A 13,888-nucleotide genomic window follows, 5' to 3' on the forward strand; every position below is an offset into this window, starting at 1 on the left:
TCAAATTGAAATGGTATTGACTGAATCTTTTTTACACCCATAAATCCGAATTTGAAATTTCACTAATTTCAATGTAAATTAAACTTCCTTTTTCATTCATTTTCCTGATTTTTATCATGAATTTTTTGAGTTTTTAATGCTATGTTTCTCATTGTAAACTTGGTCGTTAACACTTCAAAATCAAATTCTTATTTAGGAAAAATCACCATGAATCCAAACCCCAATTTGAAATTTTCATTAATCCATCCAGGAATTTTAGAAGCCCTTTTAAATTGGTTAGAAAGTATTTTCGTCCGGGTTCCTCGGGAATCACTGAAGATAATTTTTCTAATTATTCTTACTTGGATACCATTAGTAATCCTTACAGCCTTTCAGGGATTACTGTTGGGGGATAAAGTGGAAGTTCCATTTTTATATGAACCTTCAACTCATATGAGATTATTGTTAGCTGTTCCTATGTTCATACTTTCAGAAAAATATGTCGATAAGAGGATACTGATAATTATTTCCCAATTTCTTAAAAACGGAATGGTTAATGAAAATAACCATAATCAATTCGAACAAATCCTTCAGAAATTCCAAAGAATTGCAAAAAAGAAAAGGAGTGAAATTGTAATTATCTTACTTGTTGTAGTTTATGGGAGCTTTCGCTTAGTTTTCAATAATTTTAACATAACTTCTTGGATTTTCCCTTTTGAATCCAATGAACATAAATTATCATGGGCAGGATATTGGTTGGTTTTTATAAGTTTACCCGTTTTTCAATTTTTAATAATAAGATGGATGTGGAGATGGATCCTGTGGTTGAGATTGTTGCTGGCTATTTCAAAAAGCGGTATTTTGATCTTTCCTCCCCATCCCGATAAAGCCGGAGGGTTAGGTTTTTTAGGTGAAAGACCTTTGGTTTTTGGAAGTTTTTCACTTGTACTTGGGGTAGTTTATGCTTCAATATTGGTAAATAGGATTTTATATTTGGACTTTACCCTGGATCAACAAATCCCATTCCTCATTGCTTTTGCTGCCTTCAGTTTAATCATAAACATCGTACCCTTAATTTTCTTCTCAGAACTCATGCGCCAGACTCGCTTAAAATATCTACATTATTACAATTCATTGGGTGTTGATTTTATTAAGGATTTCGAAGAAAAGTGGCTTTATCAAAAAAAAGAAAAAACAGAAAGTACGGCCCAGCAGGGACTAACTTTAAACCTTCATTATAATAACATTTATGAAATGAAAACCTTTCCTTTTGATCTAAAATCAATGCTTGCCAGCGTAATCCTTACGATATTACCGCTTGTTCCACTTCTGTTGTTTTATATTCCTTTTAAGGAATTACTTGAATTTACTTTTGGAATGCTCTTCTAAAGAGCATTGATTATCAGAAGATTTTGAATTGACAAACCAAAAATCAAAAATTTTTTAACCTTTTTTCACAAACCAATGCAACCTATTTTTATTGACCTGTATCTTCTTATATGAAAGCCAACTGTAATGTTATTTAAGAAAACTTTTACCACAGAAGCGGAAATCATCAAAGGTTGCCTTAAGGGTGAGCGTAAAGCCCAGCAACATTTGTATGAGTCCTATTCTAAAAGGTTTTTGGCCATTTGCTTAAGGTATGTTAAAGACAAGGACTTGGCAGAAGACACCATGATAGAAGGTTTTATGAAGATCTTTGAAAAACTTCCCCAATTCGAATCAAAAGGCAGTTTTGAAGGCTGGATGAAAAGGATTATGGTAACCCAGTCTCTGTTGACCCTTCGAAACAACCGGAATCTCAATATGGAAGTATATGCCGAAACCCAATTAGAGATTTCTGATTCAAGTTACGAACTCAACCATTTGGAAGCTGATGACTTGGTCCAATTGATCCAGGAACTTCCGATTGGTTACAGAACCGTCTTCAATTTATATGCTGTGGAGGGTTATAGCCATGCTGAAATTGGAGATTTATTGGGAATATCTGAGTCTACTTCAAAGTCACAGCTCAGCAGGGCAAGAAATGTATTAAAACAAAAAATAGCCGATCAACAAAGTAAAGAAAGGAGAATCAATGGCTAATGTAAATAATAAATTTGACCAGTATTTCAGAGAAAAACTGAGAGAACATGAAGAAAAACCTTCAGAACTTGTTTGGGAAAGATTGGAAAACCAACTGGACAAAAAGAAGGCAGGAGGATATCCCTTCTTGAAAATTGCGGCGACGATACTATTGTTATTGGGATTGGGTTATATCATTTGGAACTCTTCTGATAAAAATGAACAAGCTCCAGAACTCCTTTCTGATGTGATTGAGAATGAATCCCAAGTTCAAGAACCAAACGAAAGCTTTCAAAACACTATCAAGGAAGAAAAGCCTGAAAATGAAGAACCAAAAATAATTGAACCTAAGGAAGCCCCAAAAACTGATATTGTTCCAAAGAAAAAGTCCGATTCAAAACCAATAAAACAAAAAATTTCGGAGGGACCCAAATCTTTATTAGCCAAAGCTGAAACAGAAGCTGAAAGGGAGAAAAGCAAAGAAACCGCTATAGAACTTCCAAACCTTACATTACCGGAGTTAAATATTGAGGAAGCCATTGCTTCCAATTTGGAAGAGGAAGAATCAACAGAGGATTTTGTGGAATATAGGATCATCATTAAATCCAATGGTCTAAAAGATGAACCTAAAAAACAAACTTTAATTGAGGGAATTGAAAATAATGTCAATAAAATCGGTGGATTTCTGACAAAAGTGGAACAAGGTTTTGCAGACCTGCAGGATGCAAAGGACAATCTATTTGCCAGTAATTCTACAAAAAAAGAAAGAAGTAAATAATTATAAGAAAACTAACCATGAAAAAATATCTTTTACTATTTAGCTTAATGGCATTGGTGAATTTTGCTTTTGGGCGGAGCGATGAAAGGTTTTTGGTCGAAAACGACACCATCATCGTGGAATTTGGAAAGTCTGGAAAAATCGTCCTTGTGGTAGACAATAAGGAAGATTTTGAAAGATTGAAAGCGATGAATATCAACCAGATTATCCGGGAGCTTGATCTTCAGATTGATGAAGATACAGGGGAATTGGTAGTAGTTGAAGTCACCGGTAAAAACGGCAACAAAGAAATCGTCAAAGTAACAGAAGATTGGAATAAAACTGAAGTCACCGTCGGTGGAATCAAAATTCTTGTAGATGAAAGCAGCCCTACAACAAAGGTAAAAGTAGAAACAGGTCTAAGAAAGAAAAGTGATCCCCCTTTCAGAACCTATTTCAATTTTGATTTGGGTCTTAATAACTACCTGGATAACAATGGAAATTTTCCAGGAACAAGTCAACCATATTCAGTCAAAGGTTGGGGAAGTTGGGCTGTCGGTATGAATTTCTTTGCTAGTCAAAAAATAAGCAAGGGATTCCGTTGGGATATGGGTTTAGGCTTTCAATGGTACAATTTTAAATTTGAAAACAGAGATTTTCAGGCGGTTAGAGGAGAAGATATGATAGACTTCATACAAAGAACAGATGTTGATGGATTTAAAAGTAAAATTTCTGCATCCTATCTTACTGCTATGGGTTTATTCAAGCTTGATTTTGGTACCATGCATGACAAAGGAAGGAAAGGAATGAGGCTTGCATTTGGACCTTATGCAGGCTATAGACTTGGCGGAACCAGCAAGTATGTTTATAGGCCATTAGACGGCGGAAACAGAAGAAAAGAGCATGTCAATACGGGTATTTATCTTAATAATTTCAGGTATGGTCTTCGAGGAGAATTTGGTTTCGGAAGGATTAATTTCTTTGCTACTTATGACCTAAATACCTTGTTCCAGGAAGGAAAAGGACCCGAATTGAATCCGATAGCTTTTGGTATCATTTTCTAAGACCATACAATGCTTTAACTAACTAAACCAATGAAAACCACAATTATCACCCTATATATCTTTCTTCTGGCAATCTTGGGTTATGCCCAAGAGCCAGAAGTAGAAGCAGCTGTTGAACCGCAGTCTCAACATTTCAGGGTTTTTGAAACTGATGTAGTTGTTACAAAAAACAAAGATGGTTCAAAGACATGGGAATTCACTTCCGAACCAAAGGATTACTCTTCTGAATATTATACCAAGAAATACAATCCAAGGCATGGTAAAGGCTTGAACTTTGACTTAGGTATCAATACTTGGAAAGGAGATGATGATGCTCCCGCAGTCAAGCCTTGGGGAAGTTGGAATCCTGCTATCAACTTTTATTACCAATACCGGGCATCAAGGAATTTCCATTTAAAATCAACCTTGGGTGTCAGTTGGTATAATTTCAAATTTGAAAACAGAAATCTTCAGGCTTTAAGAGGTGATGAAGGAGTTTATTTTGAGGAACATCCCAGTGGGGCTGGTACAAAATCAAAGATTTCAGCCTCTTACCTCAATGTAAGTGTTATCCCAACTTTAAGGAGTAACCATGGAAACTTTACATTTGGTGTTGGCCCATATGCAGGTTATAGGTTGGGAGGAAGAGGAAAATTTGTTTACAATGATGAAAACGGGAATAAAGCCAAAGAATTTCAATTTGGGAATATGTTTGCCTCAGACTTTCGGTACGGTCTAAGGGCTGAGGTAGGAGTTGCTGATGTCAAACTCTATATAAACTACGATTTCAATGAAACATTTCAACAAAACAAAGGTCCCAAAGTCAATGCGATTAGCTTTGGTATCATTTTATAAAATCCAAGAACTATGAAAACAACAATTAAATTATCGATCTTATTGGTGCTAATTGCTTTAATGGTAACACCTTTTGATGTTTCGGCCCAAGTAAAAACATTGGTCGATGTAACTAAATCCTTCAATGGAATCAATAAAATCGAGGTTTCGGGTGGCGCTCTGGAGATTGAATATATTGGAAGTGCCAAATCAGATGTTTCTGTAAATGCCTACTTGGAATCAAATAACTACGATCAGGACATTGTCTTTGTAACAGTTGGGAATGTTTTAAAAATCAGCCATAAAACCTCCTCAACGAAAGTGACTGTGGGAAATTCCAGAACAAAAGGCCATATTAAAATCCAAGGACCTGAAGAAATGGAATTGGATTTAAAAGGTGGTTCTGGGAAAATAAATGTTGAAAATGTTGTTGCGATTCAAACAATCCTTTCTGTTGGATCAGGAAACGTTTCAGCAAAAAATATTAAAGGCGATATCAAAGCAAATGCAGGTTCTGGTTCAATCAATATTGCAGGAATTGAAGGCAATATAAAGGGAAATATAGGTTCTGGCTCAGCCAATATCCAGGATGTTAAGGGTAATCTTGAATATTCATCCAGTAGTGGTGGTCTCACTGCAACATCCATTGACGGCGTTGTCCATATTAGCCTAACCTCAGGAAATGCAAAACTTGAAAATGTGACGGAATTGGGAGAACTAAAAATGACTTCTGGCAATTTCAACGCAACAAATGCAGGCCTTGGTGCAGGAACAAGGATAAATGCAACTTCAGGAAATTTCAGGATCCAAACTCCATCTGACCTTAGAGACTTTAATTTCAACCTTAGTGCCACTTCTGGGAATTTGACTGTTGGAAATTCAAAAAGCGGTCGGAATCTCAATATAGACAATGGTTCCAATAAAAATATCAATGGAAGTATTACATCAGGTAATATTTCCATTGTTAATCAAAATTAATTTTCGGACATACCATTTTAATTCTCAGGTAAATCCAGATGTGAAAAAAAATCTATATCAATCTGGGTTTACCGGAGAAATTTTCCCAAGGATTATTTATTTACTGTTCTATAATGCATTATTTGTTCATTCTTGAAGGAAATTTAACAGCTAGTGCATTTAGCTTGAGGTATTACAAAAAAAATCCCTACACTAAACCCTTATGAAATCCAACCTAAGATAATCTATCTTGGATCAATCAATTACATTTTACATGAGTGGTTTAAACTTTTTTCTTGAAATAGGTTCTAAATGTTTAACTTATCATTGAATATTTAAACCTACTTGCCTCACATGGAACCCATTAAAAAAGAAGACCTCAGTCAGGAAATTTTTGATATGTATGATTATTATGTTCATGGGCAGATCAATCGAAGGGAATTCGTCAATCGTTTGTCTAGGTATGCTGTAGGAGGATTGACCGTATCAGCTATTTTAAATTTTTTATTGCCTAATTATGCAGAAGCAAAACGATATTTTGAGGATGATCCCCGATTGATTTCAGAATATATAGAATACGACTCTCCAAAAGGAGCAGGGAAAATGAAAGGGCTTTTAACAAGGCCAGCTGATGCCAAAGGTAAGATCCCGGGAATTATTGTAGTTCATGAAAATAGAGGCTTAAATCCATATGTTGAAGACACGGCCCATCAGGCTGCATTGGACGGCTTTATTGCTTTCGCTCCCGATGCCTTAACACCCTTTGGTGGATATCCAGGGAATGATGATGAAGGGAGAGAAATGCAGGCAAAAAGAGATAGAAATGAAATACTGGAAGATTTCATTGCCGGATTTGAACTACTAAAGAAAAACGAACACTGTAATGGAAATGTGGGTGTGGTCGGTTTTTGCTTTGGTGCATGGGTTTCTAATATGATGGCAGCACGCTTGCCGGATCTTAAAGCTTCCGTTCCATTCTATGGAGGTCAAATTAGTTCCGAAGATGCTGCTAAAATCAAAGCTCCTTTACAATTACATTATGCAGAACTGGACACACGAGTAAATGCTGGTTGGCCTGACTATGAAGCAGCCTTAAAAGCTAATAATAAGGAATATGAGGTGTATTTTTACCCAGGGGCCAATCACGGTTTTCATAACCACTCTACACCACGGTATGATAAAGAAGCCGCCGAGCTTGCCTGGAAAAGAACGATTGAATTCTTTAAAAAACATTTGAACGGATAAAAGGATTTCTTTTTTTACCCTCAATAAATCTTCCAAGAAGCCCCATTTCGAAACTTGGTCATCAAATCAGTTCAATGGGCTTCTTGGCTTTTATCTATTTCATTTACCTGTCAGTCTGAAATAAAAGACTCAAATCCAAGTTTTGTCAAAGCAGCATTCAACTGAGATTTACTGCTTTTGACAGTGGATAAATCCGCTAATTCCACCTTTCTAAAATCAATAGGATGACTCTCACTTTGAAGGGAAATAAATCCGGACGTCAATGGCATTCCATCAATTTTAATCTCTGGATCAAAGGGAAACACATTTCCTCCTCCGCTTTGGGGTTTTCTATAAGTCAATACAGATTTTCCCTCCAAAATATGGTGGACAATAGAGTCCCCCAAAACCAAAAATTCAGCGGTAACCCATTGGTCACCATGATATGTTTTGGATGTTGAATTGATGCAATGCGGAGTAAACAATTCCCCATTTATAACTACGTTTGTACCTGGAGTACATAAATTACTGGTAGTCCTTTCATTGATCCCATCGCCTCCCAAAAACTGTCCTTCAATAGAAATAGGGAAATCCTGGTCTTTTAAGATGGTAGCAGGATCCTGACAATGCAACATAGCTCCCGAATTCCTATATGCCCATCCTTCGCCACCTTGAGCTTGGTCTCCTATAAATCTGTATTCAACACGCAAAATATAATGGGAAAAAGGCTGATTATAGTAAATATGACCATATTGTTGATCAAATTCTTCATATCCATCATATCTTACCTTTAATAATCCGTCCTCCACGCGGAAGGTATTTGCAAAATTATCATGTAAATCGTGTTTGGCAATTTTGATGATCCAATCATTCATGTCCATTCCATTGAATAAATCCTTCCATTCAATATCCAGGTTTTTTTCTTGTTGAGAATTACAGGAAAAAAATATTATCATCAGGCTCAAGTAGAGATGGATGGTTTTCATTATTAATTTAGATTTGATATACATTGCTTAAATTACATAAAAAATCCTTTGGACTGGACAAATCCAAAAAAGTAATATGAATCTAAAGATTTTATTCATTTTAATTGGCTTTTTCTTAATGGGGAAAGGACCTAACGAACAAAAACCTTCCTATCTTAAAAAAGACAAAGAAACCAAAAATGTCTCCATCTATGATTTTAATTGGATTGTAGGTTATTGGGAAGGCACTGGATTGGGAGGTCAATGCGAAGAACTTTGGCTTCCTCCTGTTGACAATAGCATGATTGGAACTTTTAGGTTTTTCATGGATGGTGTTCTGATTTTTACTGAATATATGCATATCTTGGAAGATGACGGAAAAATATTTCTAAAGCTTAAACATTTTAATAGAGACTTAAGTCCATGGGAAGAAAAAGACATTTGGACCACTTTTCCTTTCATTAAAATGGAAGAACATACCGCTTATTTCGAAGGTCTTACTATTCAAAGGGATGGTGATGAAATGATACTTTATCTTAGCATAAGCTCAAACGGGGAAAGAAGGATTGAAGAATTCAAATACAGGAAAAGTGAATTTTAAGCTACGCTTTTTTACAATCCAAGAATGTACATTTAATCGATTATTCTAACCTTTATTAGAAGAGGTTTATGGTCTGAAAATTCAACATCCAATGCTTCTACCGAAATAATTCCCCAATTCGTTTTGTTGTCAAGCCAAAAATAATCAATTCTAATGTCGGGGGATTTACTGGAATAGGTCATTTGTGGATTTGAAAATTCCAGGGCAGCATCTTTGAACTCTTTTGCCAAAATGGAATACCCCATTTCATCCGGCTCAAAATTGAAGTCTCCCGTAAGGATTACTGGATTTTCAATTCCTTTCGTTAGATCTTTTATTGATTCAACTTGGGCTACTCTATTTTCTTCGTATTCATGACAAAGATGCGTTCCTGCAAATGAAACTTTTCTTCCATTCTGTAATGTGATATGTGCTAGGGCCACACTCCTTCCCTCTCCTCCCTTTGGTGTTGGCAACTGAATATTTTCAAACCTTGCCGGAAACCTGCTTAAAATAGCCTCGCCATATCCTCCACCAGAAAAATCTAATGCTTTGGCAAAAAAACCTTTCATCCCTGTTAAATTTTCCAATTCCAATACCAAGTCTTTCTTTTCTCCTTCATAAAAATCTTTAGTTCTATTTGTCATACTATCCACTTCCTGCAAGGCAACCAAGTCCGGTTTTATCCCATTGATCAGTTCGGCAATTTCCCTGATATTGCTTTTCCCCGGTTGATATTGATCTTCTCCATGATAAATGTTATAAGAAAGTAAGACTAATTCGTTTTGCTGTGCCATGATAGAAAAACAAGTGCTCCACCAGACCGGAAATACCATTAAAACCCTTAAGAACCATTTTTTCATCTTCCTATATTCAATCAAAAAAAAAGGGTTGACGTGGTCAACCCTTTTTTTTAAAGAATTAATTCCCAACATACTTATCCCAGTTCAATTCTGCCTGAGGATGTGGGAATTGGTTAAATATAGTTCCACCATCATATGATGTTGGAATTTCATTCAGTTTATTATATCTCCTTGCATCTATCCAACGGTGCCCCCATGGTTCAGCCCAAAGAGAATACCTTCTCTGATAAAGAATCTCATTGATCAATGCTTCCTGAGTAGTAGCTCCAGTATAATTTCCGATTCCAGCTGCATTTCTTATGATGTTGATGGCATTAACTGCTTCATTTGTCTGTCCCAAATTGGCATGAGCTTCCGCTTTCAACAAAATCAATTCTTCGTTTCGGATAAATGGGATGGAAGCCGTATTGCTTGCCCACCTATTGTCCTGATGGGTACCTACCAAAGTTCCAGCATCAGTTGAAACGGTGATTGGTGCAGCTGTTCTTTCATAAAACTTATTTGCCACCCTTAAATCATTCGGAGTAGCATCATCCAGCATTGAAGGATGTACCACAATCATGGTAGTGACAACTGCATCTCTTACATAGAATAAAGGATTAAAGATGTCAGGTGCAGCTCCATAGGGATGGGAAGGACCTGAATTCAAATTACCGCTTAAATCCATAAAAGAAGCATCCAAGGCAGTAAGAACACCTTGCCAATCTTTTCTATAGGAATTCAAACGGGCAGCTATTGCTCTGTTAACCTGCTTTAGAGCCACATTAGTATTGAACCCATCAAAACCTCTAGTCAATCTGAAAGGAAAATTACCGCTTCCAGCTGCACTAAGATCCTGATCTCCTTCATCCAATACCGTCTTGATGTAATCCAAGGCTTGTTCATAAGAAACAAAATCTCCTGGATTCAAAGGATCGGCTACATCTATCCTTATCCCGTTTTGGTACACCCAATTAGCAGGTATCATAAATTGATATCCTTTAATCGTCTTTGCAAATCCAGCAACTGCTTTTCGGTCAGCCTCAGATAATGTACCAGCACCTAATGAAGCTTGGATCAAAACATCTGCCTGCTTAATTGCCTGGTAAGGTGAAGCCCAGGAACCTCCCCCTGTAACACCAAAACCGAAATAAGCATTATCAGGTGTTCTACCATTTTGACCCAGCCAATCCGTTTGGAAACGGGGATCAGATGCATTCAGGTACCATATTTCCCTACCAAAAGTATTCCAGGCCTGGGAAATATTGGTCACATAACCTCTATGCCTTGATTCAAGACCTGTCAATAAGAATTGGATTTGTTCCCTGGTAGCATTATTGCTAACACTTCCTACGGAAGGGTTGTTGGGATCCTCTATTTCATCCAATTCAAGCGGATTACAGGCAAATAAACTTAAAGATGCCATTACCGCAATTCCTAAATATTTATTTAATTTTTTCATGATTTTCAGCTTTGGTGATTAAAAGTCAATAGTCACATGGAAGAATATCCTTCTTGGTGTAGGATATGGAGTTATATCCACATTGTTTGCCACTGCTTGAGCACCAAATGTAGAAGTTTCAGGATCATATCCCTGATAGTCTGTGAAAAGGAAGGCATTGTTGATCGATGTACCTATTCTGACATTTTCCACACTATTTCCAAAAGCTTGATTCAATGCCGTTTTTGGAACAGTATAATATAAACCTATCTCTCTGATTTTTAAGAAAGTGGCGTCCTGTACCCATCTGCCGGCATTATTATATGGAGCAGGTGGCCTTTGTCTTCCGTTAGGGATCCCATCTCCATTGTCATCATTAAACCAACCTTTTGTTGTACCACCTGCATCTGTTAGGAAGTTAGAAAGGTTGATGTTGTCTCCACCTTTTCTATATTCCATAAGGAAAGAAAATTCAAAGTTTTTTGCAAAAGTGAAATTATTCACCCAAGACATATTGAATTTTGGCTGCGCATTACCCCATATGGTAAAACCTCCTGGAACAGATGGATCTGCGGGAGTTCCCACAATCGTGGTAGGAGAATATCCTTCAGCATAAAGAAAAGTACCTAAGCCAGCTCCAAATCCACCAGATATATAAGTTGGAATCCCCAATCTTCTCATATTCAGCCTATTTTGCCAATACATAAGCCTGGTATTCCAACGGAAATTGGATTTATCCACCACTACACCAAACAAAGCCAGTTCAATCCCCTTATTTTCAAGTTCAGCCTCATTACTTGGTGTGGAAGTCACACCAGTAGCAGGAGAAAGTGAAAGGTTTTGAATATTATTCTGCGTGTTTTTGATGTAATAAGTAGCCTCAAGACCAATCCTATTGTTAAAGAAACCGGCATCAACACCAAATTCCAATTCACTGGCTGTTTCAGGAAGAATCGCAGTGTTTCCTATTTGGGCAGAAACTACTGACCCTAAAAGACCTCCAATATTGGTTCCATTAAGGGCCGTAAATGTAGCACCAAAAGGAACCGGGCCTGCTGTTTCACCATACGCAATTCTAGGCTTCAAAGCAGAAAAAGTCGATTTGGATCCCCAGAAATCAAAATTGGCTAAGTTGAAAGCAACCGAAGCTCTTGGAAATGCAAAGAATTTATTCGGATCACCATTTAATGTGGATTTATCCCATCTTATACCTACAGTACCGATAATTTTGTCCTCAAAGTTGGCTTCCTGCTGTAAAAATACACCCGCCTCTTGTACTTCAGAGAAAAACTGTTGGTTGATTTCCTGAACTGTGGCTTGTTGAATATTGATCTGACCGGGAGCCAGGCCACGGCCTCTGTTAAACAAGATGTTATCTTTAAAATCCAACCTTACCAAACCTGCCTGGCTATTCATATTTACTCTGCCCAAATTCCAGTTATAAACCAAAGCAGCCTGAAGATTGGTGTTGAAACTTTCCTGCTTACCCCAAAGTACGTCTCCTGGATTCGCCTGACCTCTTTGGAATTGTAAAGATTCCGGAAGATGGACCAATGTGGTATTTTGCAGAAAATCTAGACCTCCACCAAGTTGTAGCTTTAAAAAACTGTTGGCTGATTTGAATAAATCAGCATCCAATGTAAAGGCTTGAACAAACCTATTGACCAAAGAATTATTAGTTCCCAAATCGGTAACTGCTACAGGGTTTTCAGAGAAATATGGGTTAATTGGATATGTTCCATCCTCATTTCTCCTTAAATCATAGTAATTCGGAACATATGCGATATTATATCCGATACTGGCACCTGTGTTGTTTTGGTTACCTGTAAATCCTCTGTCTGTATCGGTACGGATATAATTGGAAGATACACCCAAACGGATAGATTCGGTTATTTTATGATCGATATTTGCTCGGATGGAGGTTCGTTGAAAACCAGTATTCCTAACAGTACCATCTTCATCTGCAAGATTTCCACTTACAAAGAATTTGGTTTTGTCATTTCCCCCAGATACAGTTAATCGGGTATTGGACAAAACAGCATTGTTATTGTAGAAGTAATCTTCATAATCCACAAAAGTATTGGAAGCTTGAGCTGCCCTAAATCTTTCCAATTCTATAGGCCTCCTAGCTTCAGGGAAGAAGAAATTGATCTTCTCTTCACTCCAATTATCCACTCCCAATAACCTTAATGGTTTTGCAAAACCTATATCCTGAGATAAGGAAACAGTTGTTTTACCTGCTGCTCCTCTTTTCGTCGTAATAATAATTACACCTGCATTGGCACGTGTACCATAAATGGCAGCCGCAGATGGACCTTTTAATACCTCAATGGATTCAATATCGTTAGGGTTCAGGTCAGCCAATCTGTTGGCACCATCATCCTGATTCGAACCACCGGCTCCTGAAACAGAAGCTCTACCTGTTCTTTGGAAGGAATTGTTAACATAAACACCGTCCAAAATAATCAAAGGTTGGGATGCACCGGTCAATGTGGAAATCCCTCTAAGCTGAATGGAAACACCTCCTCCAGGAGCACCAGAATTGGATCTGATATTTGCCCCTGCAATCTTGCCATACAAGGCCCCATCTGTTGTTTGGATATTGGTTGTTCCAACTAATTCCTGGGCGGAAACCGATGAAACTGCATTGGCCAGATTACTTCGTTTCACATTGGAGGCTAAGCCAGTAATGATAACCTCCTCAAGATTGGTAGCATCCTGAGCTAATGATACTTGAATTGAACTTGTACTTGGGTCAACATTTACATTTTTACTTATGTAACCCAATGAAGAAATTACAAGTACAGCCTGTTGGTTTCCATCAACAGTGATTGAAAACCTACCATCAAGGTCTGCAACAGCCCCCCTGGTGGTATTCCTGACGAGAACTGTGGCCCCAATAAGGGGTTCTCCCGTCCGCTCATCTGTCACAGTACCCGTCACGGTATACTGCGCCCAACTCCATCCTACTGTTATAAGTAGAAGAAAAAGGGTTGTAGTGATTCTGTAAAATTTTCTCATAGATCTTTTTTTGTAATACAGTAGAAAATATTACATGAATATAGTTATTACCAAGCAATATCGTTTGGAAAATCTCCATGAATGGTCAAAAAACCTTCCAATAAGTTGAAATAAATACTAAAAAATAGGCCTGGTAAAACAGATTTGTTTAAAATATTAAAATTTTCGTTAATGTTTCGCT

12 protein-coding genes are annotated in these 13,888 nt (G+C 37.3%); 8 read left to right on the top strand and 4 right to left on the bottom strand.

The window, feature by feature from the left end; genetic code table 11:
• The first annotated feature begins 432 nt into the window (after positions 1 to 432).
• From ACFSKV_RS17975 to ACFSKV_RS18005, 7 genes are all read left to right on the top strand, one after another.
• Positions 433 to 1,368: a hypothetical protein gene (locus tag ACFSKV_RS17975; RefSeq protein ID WP_380805946.1), complete on the top strand. Its 936-nt coding sequence runs from the start codon at positions 433 to 435 to the stop codon at positions 1,366 to 1,368.
• Between the two features lie 126 nt (positions 1,369 to 1,494).
• Positions 1,495 to 2,064, top strand: coding sequence for an RNA polymerase sigma factor (locus ACFSKV_RS17980; RefSeq protein ID WP_380805948.1), 570 nt, complete (start codon positions 1,495 to 1,497; stop codon positions 2,062 to 2,064).
• On the top strand, positions 2,057 to 2,821 hold the full coding sequence (locus tag ACFSKV_RS17985) for a hypothetical protein (RefSeq protein ID WP_380805951.1): 765 nt from the start codon (positions 2,057 to 2,059) through the stop codon (positions 2,819 to 2,821). The genes ACFSKV_RS17980 and ACFSKV_RS17985 overlap by 8 nt, the downstream gene beginning before the upstream one ends.
• A gap of 17 nt (positions 2,822 to 2,838) precedes the next feature.
• Positions 2,839 to 3,864 carry a hypothetical protein gene (locus ACFSKV_RS17990; RefSeq protein ID WP_380805954.1) on the top strand — a complete coding sequence of 342 codons (1,026 nt, stop codon included), beginning with the start codon at positions 2,839 to 2,841 and terminating at the stop codon, positions 3,862 to 3,864.
• Positions 3,865 to 3,894: 30 nt separating this feature from the next.
• Positions 3,895 to 4,698: a hypothetical protein gene (locus tag ACFSKV_RS17995; RefSeq protein WP_380805956.1), complete on the top strand. Its 804-nt coding sequence runs from the start codon at positions 3,895 to 3,897 to the stop codon at positions 4,696 to 4,698.
• Between the two features lie 12 nt (positions 4,699 to 4,710).
• Positions 4,711 to 5,655 carry a DUF4097 family beta strand repeat-containing protein gene (locus ACFSKV_RS18000; protein WP_380805959.1) on the top strand — a complete coding sequence of 315 codons (945 nt, stop codon included), beginning with the start codon at positions 4,711 to 4,713 and terminating at the stop codon, positions 5,653 to 5,655.
• A gap of 333 nt (positions 5,656 to 5,988) precedes the next feature.
• Complete coding sequence (locus tag ACFSKV_RS18005; RefSeq protein WP_380805962.1) at positions 5,989 to 6,879, top strand: dienelactone hydrolase family protein; 891 nt, start codon at positions 5,989 to 5,991, stop codon at positions 6,877 to 6,879.
• A 110-nt stretch (positions 6,880 to 6,989) separates the two neighbouring features.
• On the opposite strand, the gene ACFSKV_RS18010 is transcribed toward ACFSKV_RS18005, so the two are convergent.
• Positions 6,990 to 7,814 carry a 3-keto-disaccharide hydrolase gene (locus ACFSKV_RS18010; RefSeq protein WP_380806432.1) on the bottom strand — a complete coding sequence of 275 codons (825 nt, stop codon included), beginning with the start codon at positions 7,812 to 7,814 and terminating at the stop codon, positions 6,990 to 6,992.
• Between the two features lie 106 nt (positions 7,815 to 7,920).
• Here ACFSKV_RS18010 and ACFSKV_RS18015 point away from each other — a divergent pair, with 106 nt between their 5' ends.
• Positions 7,921 to 8,424 (top strand): DUF6265 family protein, encoded by a 504-nt coding sequence (locus ACFSKV_RS18015; protein ID WP_380805964.1) that lies wholly within the window; start codon positions 7,921 to 7,923, stop codon positions 8,422 to 8,424.
• Positions 8,425 to 8,456: 32 nt separating this feature from the next.
• Here ACFSKV_RS18015 and ACFSKV_RS18020 read toward each other — a convergent pair whose 3' ends face one another.
• From ACFSKV_RS18020 to ACFSKV_RS18030, 3 genes are read right to left on the bottom strand one after another with little or no spacing between them, the layout of a single operon-like run.
• Positions 8,457 to 9,266: an endonuclease/exonuclease/phosphatase family protein gene (locus ACFSKV_RS18020; protein WP_380805967.1), complete on the bottom strand. Its 810-nt coding sequence runs from the start codon at positions 9,264 to 9,266 to the stop codon at positions 8,457 to 8,459.
• A 58-nt stretch (positions 9,267 to 9,324) separates the two neighbouring features.
• The gene (locus ACFSKV_RS18025; RefSeq protein WP_380805970.1) at positions 9,325 to 10,707 is read right to left on the bottom strand and encodes a RagB/SusD family nutrient uptake outer membrane protein; all 1,383 of its coding nucleotides are present in this window, start codon (positions 10,705 to 10,707) and stop codon (positions 9,325 to 9,327) included.
• 18 nt (positions 10,708 to 10,725) lie between these two features.
• The gene (locus ACFSKV_RS18030) at positions 10,726 to 13,707 is read right to left on the bottom strand and encodes a SusC/RagA family TonB-linked outer membrane protein (RefSeq protein WP_380805973.1); all 2,982 of its coding nucleotides are present in this window, start codon (positions 13,705 to 13,707) and stop codon (positions 10,726 to 10,728) included.
• Positions 13,708 to 13,888: the final 181 nt, after the last annotated feature.

The organism is Shivajiella indica (assembly GCF_042683085.1).
Lineage (GTDB): Bacteria > Bacteroidota > Bacteroidia > Cytophagales > Cyclobacteriaceae > Shivajiella > Shivajiella indica.

What these genes read in the sequence shown, in the direction of transcription:
- ACFSKV_RS18030 (WP_380805973.1), bottom strand. Translation starts at nt 13,707, where the DNA reads ATGAGAAAATTTTACAGAATCACTACAACCCTTTTTCTTCTACTTATA.
- ACFSKV_RS18010 (WP_380806432.1), bottom strand. Translation starts at nt 7,814, where the DNA reads ATGATAATATTTTTTTCCTGTAATTCTCAACAAGAAAAAAACCTGGAT.
- ACFSKV_RS18015 (WP_380805964.1), top strand. Translation starts at nt 7,921, where the DNA reads ATGAATCTAAAGATTTTATTCATTTTAATTGGCTTTTTCTTAATGGGG.
- ACFSKV_RS17990 (WP_380805954.1), top strand. Translation starts at nt 2,839, where the DNA reads ATGAAAAAATATCTTTTACTATTTAGCTTAATGGCATTGGTGAATTTT.
- ACFSKV_RS18005 (WP_380805962.1), top strand. Translation starts at nt 5,989, where the DNA reads ATGGAACCCATTAAAAAAGAAGACCTCAGTCAGGAAATTTTTGATATG.
- ACFSKV_RS18000 (WP_380805959.1), top strand. Translation starts at nt 4,711, where the DNA reads ATGAAAACAACAATTAAATTATCGATCTTATTGGTGCTAATTGCTTTA.
- ACFSKV_RS17985 (WP_380805951.1), top strand. Translation starts at nt 2,057, where the DNA reads ATGGCTAATGTAAATAATAAATTTGACCAGTATTTCAGAGAAAAACTG.
- ACFSKV_RS17980 (WP_380805948.1), top strand. Translation starts at nt 1,495, where the DNA reads ATGTTATTTAAGAAAACTTTTACCACAGAAGCGGAAATCATCAAAGGT.
- ACFSKV_RS18020 (WP_380805967.1), bottom strand. Translation starts at nt 9,266, where the DNA reads ATGAAAAAATGGTTCTTAAGGGTTTTAATGGTATTTCCGGTCTGGTGG.
- ACFSKV_RS17995 (WP_380805956.1), top strand. Translation starts at nt 3,895, where the DNA reads ATGAAAACCACAATTATCACCCTATATATCTTTCTTCTGGCAATCTTG.
- ACFSKV_RS18025 (WP_380805970.1), bottom strand. Translation starts at nt 10,707, where the DNA reads ATGAAAAAATTAAATAAATATTTAGGAATTGCGGTAATGGCATCTTTA.
- ACFSKV_RS17975 (WP_380805946.1), top strand. Translation starts at nt 433, where the DNA reads ATGAGATTATTGTTAGCTGTTCCTATGTTCATACTTTCAGAAAAATAT.